The organism is Pseudomonas sp. AL 58, assembly GCF_036348395.1.
Classification (GTDB): Bacteria; Pseudomonadota; Gammaproteobacteria; order Pseudomonadales; family Pseudomonadaceae; genus Aquipseudomonas; species Aquipseudomonas defluvii.
On sequence record NZ_JAZBQR010000015.1, the window covers coordinates 86,404 to 106,829 of the forward strand.

At 62.8% G+C, this 20,426-nt stretch carries 18 protein-coding genes; 15 read left to right on the top strand and 3 right to left on the bottom strand.

What is annotated here, in order from left to right:
• The first annotated feature begins 49 nt into the window (after positions 1–49).
• The 5 genes from UIA24_RS16930 (at position 50) to UIA24_RS16950 (ending at position 7,039) form a co-directional block, all read left to right on the top strand.
• Positions 50–1,237, top strand: a complete 1,188-nt coding sequence (locus tag UIA24_RS16930) for an acyl-CoA dehydrogenase family protein (RefSeq protein WP_330523395.1) — start codon at positions 50–52, stop codon at positions 1,235–1,237.
• Between the two features lie 78 nt (positions 1,238–1,315).
• A complete protein-coding gene (locus tag UIA24_RS16935) occupies positions 1,316–2,338 on the top strand; it encodes a ferredoxin--NADP reductase (protein ID WP_330523397.1) in 1,023 nt (340 codons plus the stop codon).
• 20 nt (positions 2,339–2,358) lie between these two features.
• Positions 2,359–3,966, top strand: a complete 1,608-nt coding sequence (locus UIA24_RS16940; protein WP_330523398.1) for a FadD3 family acyl-CoA ligase — start codon at positions 2,359–2,361, stop codon at positions 3,964–3,966.
• Between the two features lie 99 nt (positions 3,967–4,065).
• On the top strand, positions 4,066–5,727 hold the full coding sequence (locus tag UIA24_RS16945; protein WP_102051890.1) for a DUF1302 domain-containing protein: 1,662 nt from the start codon (positions 4,066–4,068) through the stop codon (positions 5,725–5,727).
• A gap of 79 nt (positions 5,728–5,806) precedes the next feature.
• Positions 5,807–7,039: an NADH:flavin oxidoreductase gene (locus tag UIA24_RS16950; RefSeq protein ID WP_330523399.1), complete on the top strand. Its 1,233-nt coding sequence runs from the start codon at positions 5,807–5,809 to the stop codon at positions 7,037–7,039.
• Positions 7,040–7,148: 109 nt separating this feature from the next.
• Here UIA24_RS16950 and UIA24_RS16955 read toward each other — a convergent pair whose 3' ends face one another.
• Positions 7,149–7,982, bottom strand: a complete 834-nt coding sequence (locus UIA24_RS16955; RefSeq protein ID WP_330523400.1) for an alpha/beta fold hydrolase — start codon at positions 7,980–7,982, stop codon at positions 7,149–7,151.
• A 269-nt stretch (positions 7,983–8,251) separates the two neighbouring features.
• Here UIA24_RS16955 and UIA24_RS16960 point away from each other — a divergent pair, with 269 nt between their 5' ends.
• From UIA24_RS16960 to UIA24_RS16970, 3 genes are read left to right on the top strand one after another with little or no spacing between them, the layout of a single operon-like run.
• The gene (locus UIA24_RS16960) at positions 8,252–8,986 is read left to right on the top strand and encodes an SDR family NAD(P)-dependent oxidoreductase (RefSeq protein WP_330523401.1); all 735 of its coding nucleotides are present in this window, start codon (positions 8,252–8,254) and stop codon (positions 8,984–8,986) included.
• Between the two features lie 14 nt (positions 8,987–9,000).
• Positions 9,001–9,774 carry an SDR family NAD(P)-dependent oxidoreductase gene (locus UIA24_RS16965; RefSeq protein ID WP_330523402.1) on the top strand — a complete coding sequence of 258 codons (774 nt, stop codon included), beginning with the start codon at positions 9,001–9,003 and terminating at the stop codon, positions 9,772–9,774.
• The gene (locus UIA24_RS16970; RefSeq protein ID WP_371918199.1) at positions 9,774–10,409 is read left to right on the top strand and encodes a nuclear transport factor 2 family protein; all 636 of its coding nucleotides are present in this window, start codon (positions 9,774–9,776) and stop codon (positions 10,407–10,409) included. Before UIA24_RS16965 ends, UIA24_RS16970 begins: the two co-directional genes overlap by 1 nt.
• Before the next feature lie 880 nt (positions 10,410–11,289).
• Here the strand turns inward: UIA24_RS16970 and UIA24_RS16975 are convergent.
• Complete coding sequence (locus tag UIA24_RS16975; RefSeq protein ID WP_102051470.1) at positions 11,290–12,483, bottom strand: acyl-CoA dehydrogenase family protein; 1,194 nt, start codon at positions 12,481–12,483, stop codon at positions 11,290–11,292.
• On the bottom strand, positions 12,480–13,652 hold the full coding sequence (locus UIA24_RS16980; RefSeq protein WP_330523403.1) for an acyl-CoA dehydrogenase family protein: 1,173 nt from the start codon (positions 13,650–13,652) through the stop codon (positions 12,480–12,482). Before UIA24_RS16980 ends, UIA24_RS16975 begins: the two co-directional genes overlap by 4 nt.
• Before the next feature lie 202 nt (positions 13,653–13,854).
• On the opposite strand from UIA24_RS16980, the gene UIA24_RS16985 reads away from it, so the two are divergent.
• The 7 genes from UIA24_RS16985 to UIA24_RS17015 are packed head-to-tail and all read left to right on the top strand — an operon-like array spanning position 13,855 to position 20,419.
• Complete coding sequence (locus tag UIA24_RS16985) at positions 13,855–14,745, top strand: VOC family protein (protein ID WP_065761514.1); 891 nt, start codon at positions 13,855–13,857, stop codon at positions 14,743–14,745.
• 11 nt (positions 14,746–14,756) lie between these two features.
• On the top strand, positions 14,757–15,632 hold the full coding sequence (locus UIA24_RS16990; protein WP_330523404.1) for a CoA transferase subunit A: 876 nt from the start codon (positions 14,757–14,759) through the stop codon (positions 15,630–15,632).
• Positions 15,633–15,644: 12 nt separating this feature from the next.
• Positions 15,645–16,442, top strand: a complete 798-nt coding sequence (locus UIA24_RS16995; protein ID WP_065761512.1) for a CoA-transferase subunit beta — start codon at positions 15,645–15,647, stop codon at positions 16,440–16,442.
• Positions 16,443–16,458: 16 nt separating this feature from the next.
• Complete coding sequence (locus UIA24_RS17000; protein WP_102051472.1) at positions 16,459–17,376, top strand: enoyl-CoA hydratase; 918 nt, start codon at positions 16,459–16,461, stop codon at positions 17,374–17,376.
• A complete protein-coding gene (locus tag UIA24_RS17005; RefSeq protein ID WP_102051473.1) occupies positions 17,373–18,497 on the top strand; it encodes an NAD(P)H-dependent flavin oxidoreductase in 1,125 nt (374 codons plus the stop codon). The genes UIA24_RS17000 and UIA24_RS17005 overlap by 4 nt, the downstream gene beginning before the upstream one ends.
• Positions 18,494–19,246, top strand: a complete 753-nt coding sequence (locus tag UIA24_RS17010; protein WP_330523405.1) for an enoyl-CoA hydratase family protein — start codon at positions 18,494–18,496, stop codon at positions 19,244–19,246. Before UIA24_RS17005 ends, UIA24_RS17010 begins: the two co-directional genes overlap by 4 nt.
• Before the next feature lie 9 nt (positions 19,247–19,255).
• On the top strand, positions 19,256–20,419 hold the full coding sequence (locus tag UIA24_RS17015; protein ID WP_330523406.1) for an acyl-CoA dehydrogenase family protein: 1,164 nt from the start codon (positions 19,256–19,258) through the stop codon (positions 20,417–20,419).
• Positions 20,420–20,426 lie beyond the last annotated feature (7 nt).

Genomic DNA, 20,426 nt, shown 5'->3' on the forward strand with positions numbered 1-20,426 from the left:
ATCAATCACGGCTCGCGCACCGGCGCAGCGAGATTGGGAGAATTGAGTGATGCAAAGCATGCGAGAAAGGACCCAGGACGAAATCGAACTGATCGAACGTGCGCGGCGCCTTGTGCCGGCACTCAAGGAGCGTACGGCGCAGGCTGACCGCGACTTGAAGGTCCCGGACGAAAGCATTGCCGAATTGCAATCGGCCGGGCTGCTGCGTGCCTTGCAGCCGCGTGCGTTCGGAGGCTATGAAGTCGACCCGCGGACCTTCTTTGAAATCCAGATGATTCTTGCCGAAGGCTGCATGTCCACGGCCTGGATCTACGGTGTGATGGGGGTCCACCCGTGGCAGTTGGCGCGCTACCCTGTCGAAGCCCAGCGTGAGGTCTGGGGCAACGATCATGAGGCCCTGATTTCCTCGACCTATATGCCGTCGGCCAAGGTGACAGTGGTCGAGGGTGGATATCGCATCAGCGGCCAGTGGAGCTTCTCCAGTGGCAGCGAGCACTGCCAATGGGTGCTGCTGGGTGGCATTCTGCCCGCCGAGGGTGATGTTGCGGCGGAGCACGGCACCTTCCTGCTGCCTCGCAGCGACTACCGCATTCAGCGCAACTGGGATGTACTCGGGCTGCGCGGTACCGGCAGCCACGACATTCTGGTCGAGGATGTGTTTGTGCCGGCGCACCGGGTTCAGCGCACCAACAACTGCACCATCGAGGCCACGCCAGGGCGTCTGGTCAACACCAACCCGATCTATGCGATTCCGTTTGCCCAGGTGTTCTCCCGCGCGGTCTCGACCTCGGCCATCGGCGCGCTGCAAGGGGCGATCAATGAGTTCCGCGCCAATGCCGCCAAGCACATCGGCAAGCATGGTGCACGCACGGCGGATGACCCCGTGGCGCAAACCGCGGTGGCCGAAGCGACGATTACCGTCGACAGCCTGAAGCTGGTGCTGGAGCGCAACTACGAGCACCTCATGAGCCTGGCCAGGGCCGGCGAATACCCGGACACCGAAACCCGCTTGTTGTATCGCTACCAGTCCGCCTACGTGACCAACGTCTGTGCCGACAAGGTGAATGACTTGCTGCGCAGCATGGCAGCGTCCGGTTTGTACAACACCAACCCGGTTGCCCGGCTGTTCCGTGACCTGCACCAGGCCCGTGGGCACATCGCCAACAACTTCATGGCCTACGGTCGCGCCTTCGGTGCGGTGCAATTGGGCTTGCCCAACCCTGACCCGTACGTCTGAGGCTGCCCGGCCGTTCTAACACCATCGCGTCTACACCCGCCTGTCTCTCGCAGGCGGGTGTTAATGAGTACCTGACCTATGAATGATTATCTTGCCCTGCGCGTGGCGCGGGTGATCGAGGAAACGGCCGACGCGCGCTCTCTGGTGTTCGACGTACCCGAGCACCTGGCCGAACGCTTTCGTTATCGCCCCGGTCAATTCCTGACGCTGCGTGTCCCGTTTGAAGATGGCTGGTTGCCCCGCTGTTACTCATTGTCCAGTACGCCGATGCTGGATGAGCCGTTGCGTGTGACGGTCAAGCGCGTGCATGAAGGCCGCGCCTCGAACTGGCTCTGCACTGAGCTGCAGGAGGGGCAGACCTTGCAGGTGCTGCCACCAGCAGGCGTGTTCGTGCCGCGTAACCTCGACAGCGACCTGCTGCTCTTTGGTGGCGGTAGCGGCGTAACTCCGGTGCTGTCAATTCTGCGCTCGGCATTACTGGCGGGGCAGGGGCGGATTCTGCTGGTTTATGCGAACCGCGACGAAGGCTCGGTGATTTTTCGCGATGAGCTCAGGTTTCTGGCCAGTGCTCATCCACAGCGCCTGCAAATCGTCCATTGGCTGGATTCGGTACAGGGCATTCCGGCGGTCGGGCAACTGGCCGAACTGGCCCGGCCGTTCATTGATGCGCAGGCGTTCATCTGCGGCCCAGGCCCGTTTATGGACGCTGCGGTCAGCGCCCTGAAAAGCCTGGGCATGCCCGATGCCAGGGTGCATGTGGAACGCTTCGTGTCGTTGCCGGGCGAGGGTGAGTTGCCAGTGGTCTCCAGCAGTGAGGCTGCCGTAGCCGCGCAACTTGCCGTTCGCCTGGACGGTGAGGAGCACAACCTGGCCTGCGACAGCGGCGAAACCCTGCTGGCAGCAATGCAGCGCGCCGGCCTGAACCCGCCGAGTGCGTGCCGTGTCGGTGGCTGCGCCTCGTGCATGTGCACCCTGGAAAGCGGCGACGTCGAACTGCTGCACAACGATGCCCTGGATGACAACGAGTTGGCCGAGGGCTGGATCCTTGCCTGCCAGGCCGTGCCGACCAGCGCGCACCTGCGTATCCGCTTTCCCGAATGATGCAGATGACCGAGCCTACGATGAATCAGAGCCTGAAGTGTTCCCCGCCGGTGCTCGACGCGCCGACCACCATTGCCCAATTACTGTTCTCCAGCGCCGAGCGGTTCGCTGGGTATACCGCCATTGAAGAGAATGGCCAGTGCACGGACTACGCCGAACTGCCCAATCAGGCGCTGACCATCACCCGTGGCCTGATGGCGCTGGGCATTCAGGCCGGTGACCGGGTCGGCATATGGGCACCGAACAGCCGGGACTGGATCCTGGCGGCGCTGGGTATCCACTGTGCCGGTGCGGTGCTGGTGCCGATCAACACCCGCATGAAAGGCGCCGAGGCGGCCGATGTACTGGCGCGCAGTGGCTGCCGGGTGCTGTTCGTCCAGCAGCGTTTTCTCGACGTCGATTACCCGGCGATGCTTGAGCCCCATCGCCCCGCCAGCCTTGAGCATCTGGTGGTGTTGGCCAGTGACACGCCGCCGCGCCCGGGCGATCTGAGCTTCCAGCAGTTTCTGCTGGGGGCTGCCACCTACGACAGCGAGGCGGCGCGACGTCGTGCGCTGGCCATTGAGCCGCAGGCGATGTGCGATCTGCTCTTCACCTCGGGTACCACGGGCAAACCCAAGGGCGTAATGAGCGGTCATGGGCAGAACCTGCGGGCATTCAGCGAGTACGTCAAAGTGATTGGCCTGGTGCCGGGTGACCGCTACCTGATCGTCAACCCGTTCTTTCATGCCTTTGGCTACAAGGCGGGTTGGTTGACCTGCCTGATTGCCGGGGCAACCATCCTGCCGCATGCGGTGTTCGATGCTGATGCGGTGTTCCAGCGTATTGCCAATGAGCGCATCAGCGTCTTGCCCGGCGCCCCGACCCTTTACCTCTCACTGCTGGCCCACCCACGTTTGGCCGAAACCGACCTGTCCAGCTTGCGGATTGCCGTAACCGGCTCGGCCAGTATCCCGCCGAGCCTGATCGAGCGCATGCGCAACGAGCTGGGTTTCAGCGTGGTGACCACCGCCTACGGGCTGACCGAATGCGGCGGCCTGGCGACCCTGTGCGACCCGCAGGATTCGGCGCAGGTGATCGCCGGCACCAGCGGGCGGCCGATTGCCGGTACCGAAGTCAGCATCCGCGACCCGCACAACCACGCCTTGGCCGATGGCGAAACCGGCGAAATCTGCTTGCGCGGCTTTCATGTCATGCAGGGCTATTTCGAGAACCCCGAGGCCACCGCCGAAGCCATCGATGCTGACGGCTGGCTGCACACCGGCGACGTCGGGCGCCTGGATGAAGCGGGCAACCTGATCATCACCGACCGCCTGAAAGACATGTACATCGTGGGTGGCTTCAACTGCTACCCGGCGGAAATCGAAGCCGCATTGATCGCCCACCCGGCCATTGCCCAGGTTGCCGTCATCGGCGTTGCGGACGCACGCATGGGTGAAGTGGGGTGTGCCTGTGTGGTGTTGCGTGAAGGCCAGACGCTGGACGAAAGCGCGTTGATCAGTTGGAGCCGTGAACGGATGGCCAACTACAAGGTGCCCCGTCTGGTGCGCTTCTTCGATGCGCTGCCACTCAACCCCTCGAACAAGGTTGCCAAGAACGAACTGCGCGCTGCGATCAATCCAGGCTGAAGGGCAATAGGCCGACATAACCAAACGGACGATGCGCAGGCCCAGGCAGTTTTTCAGACTGGGCCCGCAAACCGGAAAACAACAAGAAAGGAGAGGAGCATGTCTACGTTGAACCCTGCGGCGCTCAACGCGGCTAACGGTACTCGCCGGCACTGCCTGCTGGCCGTGGCCGTTGCGCTGGCCAGCGGTACGGCCAGCGCCGGGCCCACCATCGAGTTGGGCGAAAACACCACGCTGGACTCGTCGCTGACCGTCAACTACACCGCGTCGGTACGTACCGCCAAGCCTGCCCAGCAATACCTCAACGACCTGAACAATGACGACGGTACGCGCAACTTCGACCGCGGCTCGATGATCAACAACCGGGTCAGCCTGTTTGGTGAGCTGCTGCTCAAGCACGACAATCTCGGCGCAGTGCTGCGCGGCAGTCATTTCTACGATGACGTCTACCACGAGCGCAACGACAACGATTCGCCGGACACCGTGAACAAGATCGGTCGGGCCAACGGCTTCAGTGAAGACACCCGTCGCCTGAGCGGGAGCAAGGCGCGCCTGCTCGATGCCTATGTCTACGGCAACTTCGATGTCGCCGACAGCCAGTACCTGTCGGTCAAGGCCGGTCGCCACCTGGTGGCCTGGGGTGAAAGCCTGTTCTGGCCGAACATCAGCCAGGGGCAGGCGCCGGTGGACGCTACCAAGTTCAACGTGCCAGGCACCGAAGCCAAAGACTCCTACCTGCCGGTGGGGCAGGTGTCCGCGTCCTGGTCGCTCAACGAAGACCTGGCGCTGGTCGGTTACTATCAGTACGAGTGGGAGAAGACCCAGCTCAACCCGGTGGGTGACTACTTCGGCAGCGATTACTTCGGCCCGGGCGCCGAGTTCTTCCGGCTCAACGCGGGGGTGATCAACAGCCTGCCGGACAAGACCTTTACCGGCGTCAACTATGCCGGTGAAGTCGATGCCCGCGACAGTGGCCAGTGGGGCCTTGGCGCGCGCTACCGGCTCACCGAAAACACCGAAGTGGGGTTGTTCCATTACCGCTACCACGAGCGGGTCGGGTCGATCTTTTTCGACTTCAGCGGCAGTACCCAGTACTCCTCGCTCAAGAGCATCGGCGAGCGCTCGAACACGGCTGTTGCGCCGGCCTACCGGTTGGGCTATTTCGAGGATGTCGAGCTGACGGGAATCAGCTTCAGCTCCAAGATCGGTGACTCGGTACAGTATGCCGGTGACTTGAGTTACCGCGATGGTGCCTCGGTTTATCTGAACAATGGTGCACCGACGACCGGGCAGCTCTGGCAGGCCAACCTCAACGCTACCTACATCCTGGGCCCAAGCTTCCTGGCCCAGCAGACCACCTTCCTCGGCGAAGTGGTGCATCAGCGTATCGAAGGGGTCGACACGTTGGTGGTCAGCGGTGGCGGTCCCGGTATCGACGGGACATTCAACCAGTTTGAGTCCAACACCCAGACCCGCGGTTCGACCCTGCTTGGCGTCGGGGCCTACATGGATTATCCGGCAATCAGCGATGGCCTGGACCTGACCACCAAGGTGGTCTGGACGCAGAACGTCGACGGCAGCGCCTACCAGGGCCTGGGCCGTGATGAAAAGCGCCTCACCGTCGGCGGCGACTTCAAGTACCTGGGCAACTTCCAGGTGGGCCTGACCTATGTCGCTTACCTGAGTTCGCCGGATGTCGCCCAAGGGCGCCTGTTGGCTGACCGCGACTACCTGTCGTTCAACGCCAAGTACACCTTCTGATGCACTACCGGCCATGCCCAGCGCCTAGGCAGGCGTGGCCGGTATTCTCCGATAATCTGCTGCCAAAAAAGGGTCTGCCATGAACCTTCATCCGACACCGTCACCGTTCAGCCCCATTACCATTGGCCCGCTGACGTTAAAAAACCGTTTCATCAAGGCGGCGACCAATGAGGGCATGAGTGCCCAGGGCGTGCCCTCCAAGCAATTGGTCAAACTGCATGCCGCCCTGGCCAACGGCGGCACAGCGCTGACCACCGTGGCCTATTGTGCCGTGAGCCGCGATGGTCGCACGCTGCCCAACCAACTGATCCTGGCGCCTGAGAGCCTGCCGCACTTCAAGGCGTTGACCGATGCGGTACACCGCGAAGGTGGGCTGGCCAGTGCGCAGATCACCCATGGAGGCTGTTTTACCTTTATTCGTGAACGCTCCACCCCGCGTCCGCTGTCCGCCAGTGGCGGTTTCAACAAGATCGGCATGATGAGCGGCATGTTCCTCAAACAAGCGATGAATGAGGGCGATATGCAGCAGGTTGTGCAGGATTTCGCTCGCGGTGCGCGGCTGGCCCGGCAGGCCGGATTCGACGCCGTGGAAATTCACATGGGGCACGGCTACCTGCTCAGCCAGTTCATTTCGCCGCTGTACAACAAGCGTCGTGACCAATACGGCGGCAGCCTGGAAAACCGTCTGCGTTTTCCGCGTCGTGTGCTGCGAGCGGTACTCGATGCGGTTGGTCGGGACATGGCCGTGATTTGCAAGTACAGCATTACCGAAGGCGTACGCAGCGGTAACAGCGCCGAGGATGGTGCCCAGATTGCCCGCATGCTGGAACAGGAGGGCGCGCACCTGCTGGTGCTCAGTGCCGGCATGAACGCCGAGTCGATTACCACCATGTTTGGCTCCTCGTTTCCCAAGGAGAATCGCGTCCAGCAGAAAAACCCGGTGATCGCCCTGGCGATGGCCATTCAGCGACGGACCGATCCCAAGGTGGAGTTCCGAGAGCTTTACCTGCTTGAGCATGCTCGCAAGGTGCGTGCCGCGGTGAAGATGCCGCTGGCCTATCTGGGCGGTGCGAAGAGCCTCAACAGTATCGAGCGGATCATGGCCGAGGGCTTTGACCTGATCGCCATGGGGCGGGTGTTGTTGGCGGAGCAAGACTACGTCAACAAACTGGCCAGCGGGGCGAGCAAGAACTCGATCTGCACCGCCTGCAACCGCTGCGTGGCCATGATGTACACGCCAGGCGGTACCTCGTGCGTACTGGGCAAGCCCGGCGATGCCGAGCTGAACCGGCAACCGGCAGCGGCCCAGTAGGGCGGCTTGTTCTACCCTGGCACCGCCAGGATGCGTGAGCCCTTGTAGGTCAGCGCATCCTGGGTGCATCTCGGTGAGGCTACAGCGCGTGTAGCCCCTGTTCCCAGGCTCAGCCGTGCTGCAGGAAGTCGATGCAGCTGCGGTTGAACAGCTCGGGATGTTCGACCTGCACCCAATGCCCGCAGCGGTTGAGCACAATGAAGCGGGCGTTTTCGGCTCCGTCGATAATGCGCTGGACACCGCTGACCGGGTTGAAGTTGTCGTTGCTGCCCCAGAAGCCCAGGATCGGGCACCTGATCTCGCCCAGGCGGGCTTCCATGTTGGGCACCATCATGGTGCTGAACAGGTTCTTCGGTTGCGTCACCGCGACCGCTACGCGTTCCAGCAGCAGGCTCTCTGGCAGGATCGAGTCATCGAACAGTTGCAGGCGCATCATGCTGCGCATTTCTTCCAGGCCTATGGGACCTGCGTTGAACAGGTTGACCATGCGCACGATGCCTTGCATCTGGAAGTAGGTCTCGCGTTCTTCGACGCCACCGGGTGCCAGCAGAATCAGGCGCTCTGCCAGTGATGGATAACGCAGTGCCAGCCCCAGGGCAATCGCACCCCCCAGGGAATTGCCCAGCATCGTGCAGCGTTCTACGCCGATTTCCGTCAGGAAAGTGCCCACACAGTCGACGAAGAAGTCCAGGTTGTACTGCACATCGTCGGGTTTGTCCGAACGCCCGAAGCCCGGCAAGTCCAGCAGGATGTTGCGGTAACCGGCCTCGACGAATGCCGGGTAGTTACCTTTGAAATTGCTGAAACCACTGGCGCCCGGTCCGCTGCCATGCAGCCACAGCACCACCGGGCCGCTGCCTTCGTCCAGGTAGTGCAGGCGCAGGCCGTTGGGCAGGGTCGCGTAATGGCCTGTAGGCAATGGCAGGTCTACGGCTTGATTCATGGGGGTTCTCCAGAGTCTGCGGGTTCATGAGGCGCTTACCGGCCGGGCCACATTGATGCCTGAAGGGGATGCTGATGCCCGGCCCGGTTTGCGCAGAACAGATCCTGGGCTGCCGTGGTCCTGATGGCATCGTCCGTTCAGACCACGCCGATCGGCGTGCCGTTAGTCCTATCGGACGATGTTCGTATCGGGGTGGCAGCTAATCATGCAGGTGACTGGCTCGCTGCACCTGCAGCGGGTTGCGATGCACGTCAATCCAGGAGAACGCAATGAAGTTGCTGAATAAAGTGGCCTTCGTGACAGGCGCAGGACAAGGTATGGGCCAGGCCATCGTGCGTCGGTTCGTCGCCGAAGGGGCGAAGGTGGTGGCGGTTGATCTCAACCTGCCAGCCTTGGCTGAAAGCCTCGCAGACCTCGGTGACAGTGTGCTGGCCTTGGCCTGCAACGTTGCCGACAGTGGATCGGTTGCCGATGCCATGGGGCAGACCGAACAACACTTTGGTGGCCTCGACATCCTCGTCAACAATGCCGGTGTCGGTGCCCTCGACAGTTTCCTCGACACGCCGGACGAAAGCTGGGCGCGGGTGATCAATGTCAACCTGGGCGGGACCTTCCTGTGCTGCCGCGAAGGTGCCAGGTTGATGGTCAAGGGGGCTCGCAAGGGCGTCATCATCAACCTCTCCAGTACGGCCGCACTGACCGGTGAAGGGCCTAGCCACTACTGCGCGTCGAAAGCCGGCGTCATGGGCCTGACCCGCTCGATCGCCCGCGACCTTGCTGCCAGTGGCATTCGCGTCAACACCCTGGTACCCGGCCCGACCAACACACCGATGATGGCCGGCATTCCCGACGAACACATGCAGGCGCTGCTCAAGAACGTACCGTTGGGACGCATGTGCGAAACCGACGAAATCGCCCGTGTCGCGGTATTCCTGGCCAGCGAAGACGCCAGCTTCATGACAGGGCAGAACATTGCGGTCAACGGCGGCATGGCCTTTATCTAAGAGAGGAGTGACCTATGAGCAAGCGTCTGGAAGGAAAAATTGCCTTTGTCACCGGCGCAGGTTCCGGTATCGGTGAAGCCACTGCGTTGCGGTTCGCCGAGGAGGGCGCCACCGTGGTGTTGTGTGGCCGACGTGCCGAACCGTTGCAAGGCGTCCAGGAGAAGATCCTCGGGCTGGGTGGGCGCGCTGAAATCGCCGTTGCGGATGTGAGTGATGAGCAGGCCTATGTCGGCGCGCTTGAAGCTGCAGCGCAACGTCATGGTCGCCTGGATATCCTGGTCAACAACGCGATGGCCTACACCTGGGGCGGCATCGACACGATGTCTACGGCAGACTGGCATGCCAACTTCGCCACCACCGTGGACGGCACCTTCTGGGGTACCCGTACCGCCATGCAATTGATGAAGGCACAGGGCGGTGGTGCCATCGTCAATATTGCCTCCATCTGCGGCCTCTTCGGTACGGCCTGGATGGCGGGCTACTCAGCGGCCAAAGCGGCGGTGATCAACTTCAGCCGTGCCGCTGCCAGTGAAGGCGCCCCCAACAACATCCGCTGCAACGTGATCATCCCGGGCGTGGTCGATACCCCAGCGACCGCCGGCATGCTCAGCGACGACAAAACCCGCAGCAACACCGAAAAAGTCATCCCCATGAAACGTGTCGGCCTACCGGTGGAACTGGCCAACGCCATTCTCTTCCTGGCCAGCGATGAGGCATCGTACATCACCGGCGCGAGCCTGGCAGTGGACGGCGGGCGTAGTTCCGACCTGTACACGGTGCTGGATTGATGAACATGGACTCGACCTCACTGCTTGAACGGATCGACCGTCTGGAATCGCTGGATGCCATTCGCCAACTGGCCGGCAAGTACGCGTTGGCGTTGGACATGCGCGACATGGACGCCATGGCCAACTGCTTCGCCCCGGATGTTCGGGTTGGTCGTGACAAGAGCGGGCGCGCGCACCTCAAGGCCTGGTTGGACGAGACCATGCGCAAACAGTTTCACGGCACGTCTCATCACCTGGGGCAGCACATCATCGAGTTCAGCGATCCGGACCATGCCACTGGCGTGGTCTACTCCAAGAACGAGCATGAGACCGGCCCTGAGTGGGTCATCATGCAGATGCTGTATTGGGATGACTATGAGCGTATAGACGGCCGCTGGTGCTTCCGTCGGCGTTTACCGTGTTACTGGTATGCCACCGACTTGAACAAACCACCGATTGGTGGCTTGAAAATGCGCTGGCCGGGGCGTGAGCCTTACGCGGGGAGTTTTCACGAGTTGTTCCCGTCATGGGACGCGTTCTGGGCACAGCGGCCGGATAAAGACGCGTTGCCTCACATTGCCGAACCGGCACCGCTGGAAGGGTTTCTGGCGAACCTGCGACGGGGTGCGGGTGATCCCAAGATTCGTGTTCGGTAGGTTAGGTTTTTCGCAGGCAAGCCTGCTCTCACTCCTGTGAGCGTTGGCTTGCCAACGATGCAGGCGCCGCGCATCTACTGACACCCCGCCGACGCCATCGCAGGCAAGCCTGCTCCAACAGAAAAGCAGTGTTTCGCGCAGATCCCTGTAGGAGCCGGGCTTGCCCGCGATGCAGTCGCCGCGTATTCACTGACACCGCGCCGACGCCATCGCAGGCAAGCCTGCTCCAACAGAAAAGCAGTGCTCTGCGCGGATCCCTGTAGGAGCCGGGCTTGCCCGCGATGCAGGCGCCGCGTATTCACTGACACCCCGCCGATGCCATCGCAGGCAAGCCTGCTCCAACAGAAAGGTAGTGCTCTGCGCAGATCTCTGTAGGAGCCGGGCTTGCCCGCGATGCAGGCGCCGCGCACGTACTGACACCGCGCCAAGGCCATCGCAGGCAAGCCTGCTCCAACAGAAAAGCAGTGCCCTGCGCAGATCCTTGTAGGAGCCGGGCTTGCCCGCGATGCAGACGCCGCGCACGTACTGACACCCCGCCGACGCCATCGCAGGCAAGCCTGCTCCAACAGAAAGGCAGTGCCCTGCGCAGATCCTTGTAGGAGCCGGGCTTGCCCGCGATGCAAGCGCCGCGCACGTACTGACACCCCGCCGACACCATCGCAGGCAAGCCAGCTCCAACAGAAAAGCAGTGCTCTTCGCAGATCCTTGTAGGAGCCGGGCTTGCCCGCGATTCAGGCGCCGCGCATCTACTGACACCCCGCCGACGCCATCGCAGGCAAGCCTGCTCCAACAGAAAGGCAGTGCCCTGCGCAGATCTCTGTAGGAGCCGGGCTTGCCCGCGATGCAGGCGCCGCGTATTCACTGACCCAGAACCTGTGTATCAACCACGCACACGCGCTTCGCGCGGCATCCCCAGGGCCCGTTCAGCGATGACATTGCGCTGGATCTCGTTGCTGCCACCATAGATCGTGTCGGAACGGGTGAACAGAAACAGCGACTGCAACCGGCTCAATTGGTAAGGCGCACCTTCGAGAATCTCCCCCTCGCTGCCCAGCACGTCCATGGCCAGCTTGCCAAGGTCGGCATGCCAGGTCGACCAGGCCAGTTTATAGATCATGGCCTCGCGGCTCAGGCTACCGTCCTGCGGCCCGGACAGCATCCGTAGCGAGTTGTAGCGCAGCACCTTGAGCCCTGCCCAGGCCTGGGCAATGCGTTGTCGCAGCAACGGGTCGCGGGAGGCGCCGTTGTCACGGGCAATGCGGATGATCTCGTCAAGTTCGTTCTGGAACTGCATCTGCTGACCCAGCGTCGATACCCCGCGTTCGAAACCCAGCAGGGCCATGGCGATTTTCCAGCCATCGCCGGGTTGTCCGATCAGGTTGTCCGCCGAGGTGCTGGCCTGGTCGAAGAACACTTCATTGAATTCACTGGTACCGGTCAGTTGCTGGATAGGCTGCACACGAATCTGCTCCTGGGCCATCGGCACCAGCAGGAACGACAGCCCATGATGCCCGCTGCTGCCCGGCTCGGTTCGGGCCAGGACGAAGCACCAATCGGCCTCGTGGGCCAGTGAGGTCCAGACTTTCTGCCCACTGATCAGCCAGTGCTCGCCGGTGGCATCAAGCCGGGCGCGGGTTTGCACGTTTGCCAGGTCAGAGCCGGCACCGGGCTCGGAATAGCCCTGGCACCAGAATTCAGTACCGTTGAGGATGCCCGGCAGCAACCGCTGCTGCTGGGCTGGGGTACCGAACGCGGCGAGTGTCGGCCCGACCAGGCCTTCGCCGATGTGGCCCATGCGTCCAGGACCGCCGGCGCGTGCGTATTCTTCATGGAAAATTACCTGTTGGCTGATGCTCAGGCCGCGCCCACCGTGTTCCTTGGCCCAGCCCACACCGATCCAGCCGCCAGCGGCCAATGTTCGCTCCCAGGCTTTGCGTTCGGCAGGAAAGCTGTGCTCGTCGCCAGGGCCGCCGCGAAAACGCAGGGGTGCGAAGTCGCCTGTCAGGTGTTCGGTCATCCACTGGGCAACCTGTCGACGGAACGCTTCATCTTCGTTGTTGAAACCGATTTTCATGGTTGCTCTCCAAATAGATGCGCGGCCAGGCGCTCGCGGTGGAATGCGGGGGTGCCCAGCAACTGCTCGCTGGCACGGGCCCGCTTGAAGTACAGGTGCGGGTCATATTCCCAGGTGAAGCCAACGCCGCCGTGCAGTTGAATGGACTCGGCGGCGCAGTGGAAGAACGCTTCGCTGGCGTAGATCTTGGCCGTTGCGGCGGCTGCATCGAGCTCGCTCGATACGGCAGCATCGCCCGCTGGATCAAGGCGCTCCTGGGCTACGCAAGCGGCGTAGTAGGCTGCCGAGCGGGCGCATTCGACCTGCAGCATCATGTCGGCGCAGCGGTGCTTGACGGCCTGGAAGCTGGCGATGCTGCGGCTGAACTGCCGGCGTTCGGCGGTGTAGGCCAAGGTCAGGTCGAGGGCCTGTTGCGCGCCGCCGGTCTGTTCGGCAGCCAGGCCGATGGCGGCGATCTGCAAGGTGTCACGCAGCAACGGCCAGCCTTGGCCGGTTGCGCTCAGCAACTGGGCGTCGCTCACCTCTACCGCATGCAGTTCGATCCGGGCCAGGCGCCGGGTTTGATCCAGCGTCGGCAGTGCCTGGCGCACGACGCCCGCAGTATCCGCAGGCAGTGCGAACAGGCTGATGCCGTGTTCGCCCTGACTGCCAGGGGTACGCGCGGCGACGATCAGCAGGTCGGCCTGGGCCCCATCGATCACTTGGGTATAGGTACCTGAGAGGCGAAAACCGCCGGTGCAGGGGCGGGCCTCGGTCTGCACGCTGTTGGCGTCCATGCCCGGGCCACTGGCGAAGGCCAGGCTGGCAGTGGTCGTGCCGGCCGCAATGGCGCTGAGCCAGGTGGCCTGCAATGCGGCGTTGTCGGCCAGCAGCAGGGCTGGGGTCGCCAGGCAGGTGGTGGCAAAGAGCGGTGAGCAGAGCAGGTAGCGGCCGCTTTGTTCGAGCAGGATCGCCAGCTCGACAAAGCCCAGGCCCATGCCGCCCAAGGCCTCGGGCACCATCAGGGCGGGCCAGTACAGCTCCTGGCCGATGCGTTGCCAGACGGCAGGGTCGTAGCCGTCAGGGCGGCTCATGGCGGCGCGTACCGCATGCGAGTCGCTGACTTGTGTCAGAAAGCGTATCGCGCTGTCCCGAATCATCTCGTGTTCTTGAGTAAAGGCGAACTCCATGGGGCTGTCTCTGCTGGGCGGATGGATGCCCGAGTCTAGGGTTGCGTGGCTTTTAGCCGAATCATTGAAACGGACTAGTCCGCCATCTACCCAAGGGCCCGGGAATGGCCAAGTTGCGTAGTCTCAACGGACGATGAAGGCAGCGCTGCGGGTTTGCACAATGTTCATCAGGCAATGAACTCAGCCATTGAGGAACATAGGCATGATCGACATTCGCGGTTTGAGCTATTTCGTCTCGCAGATCGAGAACCTCAGCCAGTGGCAGCGTTACGCCGAGGACGTCCTCGGTATGCAGGTCCATCCGGCGCCAGGTGGCGGCCTGTACGTGAAAATGGACGAGCGGCCGTTCCGCATGCTGATCGTCGAAGGCAGCGAAGCGCGTTATCTGGCCTCCGGTTGGGAGTTGGGTTCCGAGCAGGCGTTCAGTGATGCACTTCAGCACCTGACCCAGGCCGGCGTTGAGTGGGAGCTGGGCAGTGCCGCGCAGGTCGAGCAGCGCGGCGTGCAGGCACTGGCGACGCTGGTCGACCCGTCCGGCAACCGTCATGAGTTGAGCTGGGGGCATCGCTCCGACTGCCAGCCGTTCGTCTCGCCCCAGGGGGTGCCGCGTTTCGTTACCGGCGACATGGGGCTGGGGCACACCGTGCTGCCGGCACCGAACTTCGACGCAACGCTGGCGTTCGCCAAGGACGTCCTCGGCTTTGGCCTGTCGGACATTTTCAACTTCCGTCCTGATCCGGCGGCCGCGCCGATCCGTATCCACTTCCTGCATTGCCGCAATGCCCGGCACCACAGCCTGGCGCTGGCCGAGTACCCGGTGCCGTCGGGCTGTGTGCACGTGATGGTCGAGGTTGACTCGATGACCGAGGTTGGCCGTGCCCATGACCGCCTGCTGGCACATGACGTGCGCCTGTCGGCGACGTTGGGGCAGCACCTGAACGACCGCATGACCAGTTTCTACATGAAGACGCCGTCCGGCTTTGACCTGGAATACGGCTACGGCGGGTTGCAAGTCGATTGGGCCGAGCACTCGGCATTCGAATTCACCCGCGTGAGCATTTGGGGGCACGACTTTTCGGTCGGCCAACAGTAAGGAACCTGCACATGAACAAACAACTGACAGCGGCCGATGCGGTTGCTCAATTGCGTGACGGCATGACCATCGGTTTCGGTGGATGGGGGCCGCGGCGCAAGCCGATGGCGATTGTCCGCGAGATTCTCCGTTCGCCAGTCAAGGACCTGACCGTGGTTGCCTACGGCGGCCCCGAAGTGGGCATGCTCTGTGCGGCGGGCAAGGTGCGCAAGCTGGTGTTCGGTTTCGCCACCCTCGACGCTATTCCGCTCGAACCTTACTACCGCAAGGCCCGTGAAGCCGGTGAGCTGGAACTGCTTGAACTGGATGAAGGGATGTTCCAGTGGGGGCTGCGCGCTGCCGGCATGCGCTTGCCGTTCCTGCCGACCCGCTGCGGGCTGGCCACCGATGTGACCCGTCTCAACCCGGAACTCAAGACGATTCAGTCGCCCTATGCCGATGGTGAAGTGCTGTTGGCAATGCCCGCGTTGAACCTCGATGTGGCGTTCCTGCATGTCAACGTCGCGGACCGCTTGGGCAACTGCCTGGTGACCGGGCCAGACCCGTATTTCGATCACCTGTTCGCCCGTGCCGCCGCGCAGTGCTTTGTCTCGTGCGAAACGCTTGAAGAGCGCCTTGAGCTGAGTGCCGAACTGGCCCGTTTCAATACCTTCGAGCGTTATCTGGTGACCGGTGTGGTGCATGCGCCGCTGGGTGCGCACCCGACCTCCTGCCCGTCGGATTACGGCTGGGACCTGGAACATCTCAAGCGCTATGTCGCCAGCAGCCAGGAAGAAAACGGCTGGAACGCCTATGTCGAGACTTACGTGGCGGGTGGCGAGCAGGCCTATCAAGCGCAGAACGGCGGTGCCGTACGCATGGGCGCCTTGCCCCTACCCGTGTTCTGAGGAGTATGAACAATGTCTGCAACCTGTGATTTCACCCTCGCGGAATTGATGATTGTCGCCGCAGCCGAAGCCTGGCGCGGCAATGGCGAGGTGATCGCCTCGGGCCTGGGCGTGATCCCCCGTTTGGGCGCAAGCCTGGCCAAGCTGACCCACAGCCCTGAACTGCTGATGACCGACAGCGAGGCCTTCCTGGTCGAAGAGCCGATCCCGCTTGGGCCGCGTGGCGATTTCGTGCCGCGCTACTCGGGCTATCTGTCGTTTGAGCGTGTGTTCGAATGCGTCTGGGGCGGCCGCCGTCACGCGATGATCGGGCCAACCCAGATCGACCGTTGGGGCCAGACCAACCTGTCGTGCGTCGGCGACTACCAAAAGCCGAAGACCGCGATTCTGGGGGTGCGCGGCTTGCCGGGTAACAGCATCAACCACCTCAATTCGTTCTTTGTGCCCAACCACAACACACGGGTGTTCGTCAGTGGTGAAGTGGATATGGTCTCGGGCGTCGGCTTCAAGGCCGAGCGCTGGCCTGAGGGGGTTCGCCGCGACCTGATGGACATTCGCCGGGTGGTCACGGACCTCTGCACCCTGGATTTCGACGGCCCGCAACGTGCCGCCCAAGTGCGCACCCTGCACCCCGGGGTGAGTTTCGACGAGGTTCAGGACAAGACCGGCTTCCCGTTGCTCAAGTCTGCGCACCTGCAGGAAACCGCGCACCCCAGCGCTGAACAGTTGGCGCTGATCCGCCGACTTGACCCCCACGATTACCGGGCCTCGGCGATCAAGGGCAACCCGGCCGGTATCCGTACGGCCTGAGGCGAGGACAGCGAACATGCACAGCCGCGACAGTGAATTCGTCGTCCGCGAAGACCAGGCGGTCTATGAGACAGATGCACCGGTGCTGTACGGCGTGGCTGAGGGTATTGCCACGCTGACACTGAACCGACCGACCTTCAACAATGCACAAAACTCGCAGATGACCTATGCGCTGGACGCCGCCTTTCGCCAGGCGGTCGACGACGACAGCGTCAAGGTCATCGTCTTGCGCGGCAACGGCAAGCATTTTTCGGCAGGGCACGATATTGGTACCCCAGGGCGGGATATCAACAAACCGTTCGAGCGGGCGCACCTGTGGTGGGACCACACCAACAAGCCGGGCGGGGAGCAATTGTACGCCCGAGAACAGGAAGTCTATCTGGGCATGTGCCGCCGTTGGCGTGACCTGCCCAAGCCGACCATTGCCATGGTCCAGGGCGCCTGTGTGGCCGGTGGGCTGATGCTGGCGTGGGTCTGCGACCTGATTGTCGCCAGTGAGGACGCGTTCTTCCAGGACCCGGTGGTGCGCATGGGCATTCCGGGCGTTGAGTATTTCGCCCATCCGTACGAGTTGAACCCGCGCATCGCCAAGGAATTCCTGTTCTGCGGTGACCGCATGAGCGCCGCACGGGCTTATCAGATGGGCATGGTCAATCGGCTGGTGCCGGGCGAGGAACTGGAACAGGCGACCTACGCGCTGGCCGCCGGTATTGCCCGACAACCGCGCATGGGCCTGGCCTTGACCAAGCAGGCCATCAACCATGTCGAGGACCTTCAAGGCAAGCGCACGGCCATGGACGCGGCGTTTGCCTGGCACCACTTCGCCCATGCCCACAACGAATTGCTCTCCGGCGACAAGCTCGGCGGCTTCGATGCCAAAGGCATGGCCCAGGCCAACAAGCGGGCGGCCACAGCCGAGGATAAATCCGTATGAGTCGCTGGTTGAACACACCGCTGACCGAGGCCCTGGGCTGTCGCTATCCGATCGTGCAAACCGCCATGGGCTGGGTCGCCGACGCGAACCTGGTGATCGCCACCACTCAGGCCGGCGGTTTCGGTTTCCTGGCGGGGGCGACCATTCCCGCGGATGAGCTCGAAGGCGAGATCCGCAAGGTGATCGACGCCACCGGTGGCAGCAACTTCGGGCTCAATTTCCACATGTTTCAGGACAACGCTGCGCAATGCGTTGACCTGGCCATCCAGTACCGCTTGCGTGCCGTCAGTTATGGCCGTGGGCCGGACAAACAGACCATCGCCCGTTTCAAGGCGGCCAAGGTGCTGTGCATCCCGACGGTGGGTGCGCTCAAGCATGCGCTGAAGGCGGTGGAGCTGGGTGCCGACCTCATCACTATTCAGGGCGGCGAGGGCGGTGGCCACACCGGCGGCGTGCCCAGTTCGATCCTGTTGCCGCAAGTCTTGGCGGCGGTCAACGTACCGGTGATTGCCGCTGGCGGTTATGCCACCGGGCGCGGCCTGGCCTCGGTGCTGGCGGCGGGTGCCAGCGGGATTGCCATGGGTACGCGGTTTCTGATGACCCGCGAGTCGCCAACCCCGCGCGCGACGCTTGAGCGTTACCTGAAAGTGGCCGATCCACAGCACGTGCGGGTGACCACCGCGGTGGACGGCATGCGCCACCGAATGATCGAAAACCGTTTTATCAATGAGTTGGAGCGGGCCGGGCCTTTTGGCCGGTTGCGCATTGCCCTGGGCAGTGCCTGGCAGTGGAAACAGCAGACTGGCATGAGCCTGGCGCATATGGCCGGGGTGTTCTTCCGGTCGCTGCGCGAAGACCCGTCCGCCTTGTCGCAGGTGGTCATGGCTGCCAACCAGCCGGTGCTGCTGCAGCGTTCGATGGTCGATGGGCACCCGGACGAAGGCATCTTGCCCAGCGGCCAGGTGGCTGCGGCCATCGATGAACTGCTGAGTTGCCGCCAGGTGATCGAAGGCATCGCCGATGAAGCCGAACAGTGCCTCGATGCGCTCCTGGCCCGTTGCCAGCCCACCGCCGAGCCGTGCCAACCCCATCATCCCGCCAGCATTGGAGAACCCCTGTGAACCAGGCCTTTACCACGCAGCTCAATCAGGGGATCGCGGAACTTGTGATCGCCAAACCACCGGTCAATGCACTCGACAGCCAGGAGTGGCTGGCATTGGCCAAGCAGATCGAAGCGCTCGGAGCCAACCCCGAGGTGCGCGTCATCGTCATCCGCGCCGAAGGCCGGGGGTTCTGTGCCGGGGTGGATATCAAGGAACTGGACGCTCACCCGGAGCGCATTGTCGAGGTCAACGCGGGCAACTACGCGACCTTCAAGGCCGTACACCGCAACCCGGTGCCGGTGATCGTCGCTGTGCACGGTTTCGTGCTCGGTGGTGGCATCGGCATTACCGGCGCGGCCGATATTGTCGTGGCCTCCGAATGCGCCACCTTTGCCTTGCCGGAGGTCGATCGCGGCGCCATGGGCGGCGGCGCGCATTTGCAGCGGCTGTTTCCGGTGCAGAAGGTGCGTTACCTGTTCTTTACCGGCGCCTCGATTGGTGCCATCGAGGCTCAGCAATTCGGCTTTATCGAACAGGTAGTGCCGAAGGATCAACTGCGTGAAACCGCACTGGAAATCGCTGCGCGCATCGCGGCGAAAAGCCCGGGGATGATCCGCATTGCCAAGGAGGCCTTGAACGGTATCGAAGACGGCAACCTGGAAGACAAATACCGCTGGGAGCAGGGCTTCACTTTACAGGCCTACAGCAGCCCCGATTCGGCGGAGACCCGTCGGGCCTTTGTCGAAAAACGCGACGCCAAGTTCTGAGAGAACGCCATGGAACTGACTTACACGCCAAAACAAAAAGCCTTCCGCGCCGAAGTCCGCGCGTGGTTGGCAGACAATCTGCCGCGTGAACCGCTGGCCAGCTACGACACCCGCGAAGGCTTTGAGCAGCACCGCGCCTGGGAGGCGAAGCTGTTTGACAGTCGCTGGTCGATGGTGATGTGGCCCTCTGAACTGGGGGGCCGTGGTTGCGACCTTATCGAGTGGCTGATCTTCGAGGAAGAGTACTACGGTGCCGGGGCGCCGATGCGCGTCAACCAGAACGGCCAGTTACTACTGGGCCCCACGCTGATGGAGTTCGGCACCACCGAGCAGAAACAACGCTTTCTGCCGCGTATGGCGGCCAGTGCCGACATGTGGGCTCAGGGCTGGTCGGAGCCCAATGCCGGTTCTGATATGGCGGCGATCACCAGCAAGGCGGTACTTGAGGGTGAACACTACGTCATCAACGGTCAGAAAACCTGGTCTACCCGGGCTATCTTTGCCGACTGGCTGTTCGGGCTGTTCCGCAGCGAACCGGGCTCCACCCGGCACCACGGCCTGTCGTTCCTGATGGTGCCGCTGAATGCGCCGGGGGTGAGTATTCGCCCGATCAAGGCCCTCAATGGCAAGGACGCGTTCGCCGAAGTGTTTTTCGACGACGTGCGGGTGCCGGTCGGCAACCGTATTGGTGTCGAGGGGCAGGGCTGGCATGTAGCGATGGCCACTGCCGGTTTTGAGCGCGGGTTGCTGCTGCGTTCACCGGCACGTTTCCAGCACACCGCCCGCAAGCTGGTCGAGCTGTACAAGGCCAACCGCGAAAGCGCCGACCGTGACCCCGGCCTGCGTGATGCCGTGCTTGAGACCTGGATGGGCGCCGAGGCCTACGCATTGTCTGCGTACCACACCGTCGGCCGGCTGAGCCGGGGAGAGGCGATTGGTGCCGAGTCGAGCATCAACAAGATCATCTGGTCGGAACTGGACCTGAAGATGCACGAGACCGCCATGCGCATTCTCGGCGCGCGCGGTGAGCTGCTGGCCACTGCACCTGTCGCTGGCGATGCGGCGGGCTGGCTGGAGGGTTTCCTGTTCGCCCAGTCCGGGCCGATCTATGCCGGTACCAACGAAATCCAGCGCAACATCATTGCCGAGCGGATGCTCGGCTTGCCGAAGTAAGGAACAG

Coding starts and splice junctions, on each gene's coding strand:
- UIA24_RS16930 (WP_330523395.1), top strand. CDS start 50: ATGCAAAGCATGCGAGAAAGGACCCAGGACGAAATCGAACTGATCGAA.
- UIA24_RS16935 (WP_330523397.1), top strand. CDS start 1,316: ATGAATGATTATCTTGCCCTGCGCGTGGCGCGGGTGATCGAGGAAACG.
- UIA24_RS16940 (WP_330523398.1), top strand. CDS start 2,359: ATGAATCAGAGCCTGAAGTGTTCCCCGCCGGTGCTCGACGCGCCGACC.
- UIA24_RS16945 (WP_102051890.1), top strand. CDS start 4,066: ATGTCTACGTTGAACCCTGCGGCGCTCAACGCGGCTAACGGTACTCGC.
- UIA24_RS16950 (WP_330523399.1), top strand. CDS start 5,807: ATGAACCTTCATCCGACACCGTCACCGTTCAGCCCCATTACCATTGGC.
- UIA24_RS16955 (WP_330523400.1), bottom strand. CDS start 7,982: ATGAATCAAGCCGTAGACCTGCCATTGCCTACAGGCCATTACGCGACC.
- UIA24_RS16960 (WP_330523401.1), top strand. CDS start 8,252: ATGAAGTTGCTGAATAAAGTGGCCTTCGTGACAGGCGCAGGACAAGGT.
- UIA24_RS16965 (WP_330523402.1), top strand. CDS start 9,001: ATGAGCAAGCGTCTGGAAGGAAAAATTGCCTTTGTCACCGGCGCAGGT.
- UIA24_RS16970 (WP_371918199.1), top strand. CDS start 9,774: ATGAACATGGACTCGACCTCACTGCTTGAACGGATCGACCGTCTGGAA.
- UIA24_RS16975 (WP_102051470.1), bottom strand. CDS start 12,483: ATGAAAATCGGTTTCAACAACGAAGATGAAGCGTTCCGTCGACAGGTT.
- UIA24_RS16980 (WP_330523403.1), bottom strand. CDS start 13,652: ATGGAGTTCGCCTTTACTCAAGAACACGAGATGATTCGGGACAGCGCG.
- UIA24_RS16985 (WP_065761514.1), top strand. CDS start 13,855: ATGATCGACATTCGCGGTTTGAGCTATTTCGTCTCGCAGATCGAGAAC.
- UIA24_RS16990 (WP_330523404.1), top strand. CDS start 14,757: ATGAACAAACAACTGACAGCGGCCGATGCGGTTGCTCAATTGCGTGAC.
- UIA24_RS16995 (WP_065761512.1), top strand. CDS start 15,645: ATGTCTGCAACCTGTGATTTCACCCTCGCGGAATTGATGATTGTCGCC.
- UIA24_RS17000 (WP_102051472.1), top strand. CDS start 16,459: ATGCACAGCCGCGACAGTGAATTCGTCGTCCGCGAAGACCAGGCGGTC.
- UIA24_RS17005 (WP_102051473.1), top strand. CDS start 17,373: ATGAGTCGCTGGTTGAACACACCGCTGACCGAGGCCCTGGGCTGTCGC.
- UIA24_RS17015 (WP_330523406.1), top strand. CDS start 19,256: ATGGAACTGACTTACACGCCAAAACAAAAAGCCTTCCGCGCCGAAGTC.